2 protein-coding genes are annotated in these 2,179 nt (G+C 72.6%); both read left to right on the top strand.

Annotated features, from left to right (window positions below):
* The coding region (locus ABZ281_RS46865; RefSeq protein ID WP_356664663.1) for a serine/threonine-protein kinase at window positions 1–1,562 on the top strand (1,562 nt) is incomplete at its 5' end.
* A complete protein-coding gene (locus ABZ281_RS46860) occupies window positions 1,559–1,963 on the top strand; it encodes a hypothetical protein (RefSeq protein WP_356664661.1) in 405 nt (134 codons plus the stop codon). The genes ABZ281_RS46865 and ABZ281_RS46860, both read left to right, overlap by 4 nt.
* Window positions 1,964–2,179: the final 216 nt, after the last annotated feature.

Raw genomic sequence — 2,179 nt, 5'->3', positions numbered from 1 at the left:
GGCTGGAGGACTTGATGCTCGGCACGACGGTCGCCGGCCGGTACCGGCTGCAGGAGACGATCGGCCGTGGAGGCATGGGCACCGTGTGGCGCGCCGAGGACCTCCACGAGAACCACGACGTGGCCGTAAAGATCATTCCGGTGGGGGAGGGGGATCCGGCGCGGGAAGCGACCTTCCGCCGCGAGGCACAGGTCGCCACGCGCCTGGCCCACCCGAACGTCGTCGCCGTCCGGGACCACGGCAGCGCCGACCTCGACGGCCACCGGATCCTCTTCCTGGCCATGGACCTCGTCGAAGGCCGCCCGCTGAACACGCTCACCGGCCGCCCGATCCCGCTGCCCGAGGCCCTGACCTGGATGATCCAGATCAGCCAGGCCCTGCAAGCCGCCCACGACCGCGGCATCGTCCACCGCGACCTCAAGCCGTCCAACATCCTCCTCGACCAGGCCTGCGGCAGCGCCGCGAAGCTGTGCGACTTCGGCATCGCGCGCTTGGCAGAGGCCACCCACCACACCCTGACCGTGACGGGCCTCGCCATCGGCACCCCCGCCTACATGTCGCCCGAGCAGGCCCGCGGTGACACCACCTTGGGCGCACCCAGCGACCTCTACTCGCTCGGCTGCCTCCTCCACGAGCTGCTCACCGGCCGGGCCCCCTTCACCGGCGTCGGCTGGCAGGTCCTCAACCAGCACCTCAACGACGCGCCGGCCCCGCTCTCCGCCCTGCGCCCCGGTGTTCCCCGCGAGCTCGAGCAGCTGGTCCTGGAGCTCCTCGACAAGAACCCCGCCCACCGGCCAACCGCGGCCGACACCCGCACCCGGCTCACCCGGCTCCACACCGAGCTGGCCTCCTTCGCTGACGCACCCACCGCGACAGCACCCCGGCACCCGCCCACACTGGTCGACGCCACAACCTCCGCCGACGCCGCCGTCCTCCACCGTGAACCGGGTGCCCGCGCCACCACGGTGTGCGCGGCCGGCCTGACCGCGGCCGCCGTCACTGGCGTCCTCTCACTCACCACCGCCCTGCCGACGCCTTGGACAACCGGCGTCGGCACGCTCGCCGGGCTGCTGCTCGCCGTCCTCTACCTCCTCGACCCGCCCCAGCCGCCGCACGCCGGGCGCCTGAGGATCACCACGGCCGCCCTCATGACCCTCCTGCTTCTCACCGGCGGCGCGGCGCTCACCGTCCTCGTCACCGACTTCTCCCTGTGGGCGGCCGCCCTGCCCATCAGCGTCCTCGGCGGCCCCGTCCTGGTCGCCTGCGCCACCGGAGTGCGCCGCCTGATCGAGCACACGCTCCACCGCACGGCCTGGCACAGCGACCTCACGACGACCGCCGGCGCCCTGCAGACCACCACCGTGCTGATCGTCGCCCACCACGCCGGCCTTCCGCCCCTCACCCTCGCAGCCGTCACCGCCGTGCTGTGGCCAGCCACAGCGCTTCTCACCGCAGTCCTCACATCTCGCCGAACCCACCGCGCCCCTCACCCGGCAGCCCGGACGGAAGCCACCGAACTCCGGCGTGTCACCCGACCCCGAGCCGCCGTTACCCCCACATGAACGACGCCACCACCGTCTCCGGCGAGACCATTCCCGGCCCCGTGATCGACCAGCTCCTGGCCACCGTCGCCTGCGCCGACGGTGCACGCGCCATCGCCCACACCACCCTCACCGAGGAAGCGGCCTACACGTACGGCCTTGCCTACGGGCTGTCCGGCGGCCGCGACCTCGACCACGACGCCCACAGCGCCGGGATCGGCAACCTCCTCGGCCACGCGGTGCCGGCGGCCGTCGCCTTCGCACTGCACCACCTCGGTGCCCTCCTGCCCGACCTGACCACCGAACAGTGGGAGCGCCTCGATGCCGCCGCCACCAGATTGCACCTGAAGATCTGCGAGGACCTGACTGGAGCGAACGGCACCGGCGACGAACCCTGCGCCCCTGCCGATGCCGTGAACTGAGCCCGGTCGGCCCGGCGAAGCGACGGGCGTGCAGCACACCCCGCCGGCGGCAAGGCCGCGGTCGGCGCCGATGTCAGTGGCCGCCTCTATGCTGCGCCGCACAGCGAGGCACGACCCCGCTCACCCCTTCACGAGCCTCGAAGTGCTTCGCGGCGTTGTCGTAGACCTCGTCCGGCACGAACCCTCCCCCAGAGCCGAAAGCCTGGGACGTCGGTG

It is taken from the genome of Streptomyces sp. NPDC006265 (assembly GCF_040613555.1).
Taxonomy (GTDB): domain Bacteria; phylum Actinomycetota; class Actinomycetes; order Streptomycetales; family Streptomycetaceae; genus Streptomyces.
Note: the sequence above shows the minus strand (reverse complement) of the source record. Positions and strands in the feature narration are given on the sequence as shown.

Bases quoted from the DNA above. Each gene is read 5' to 3' on its own strand.
- ABZ281_RS46860 (WP_356664661.1), top strand. From the start codon at position 1,559: ATGAACGACGCCACCACCGTCTCCGGCGAGACCATTCCCGGCCCCGTG.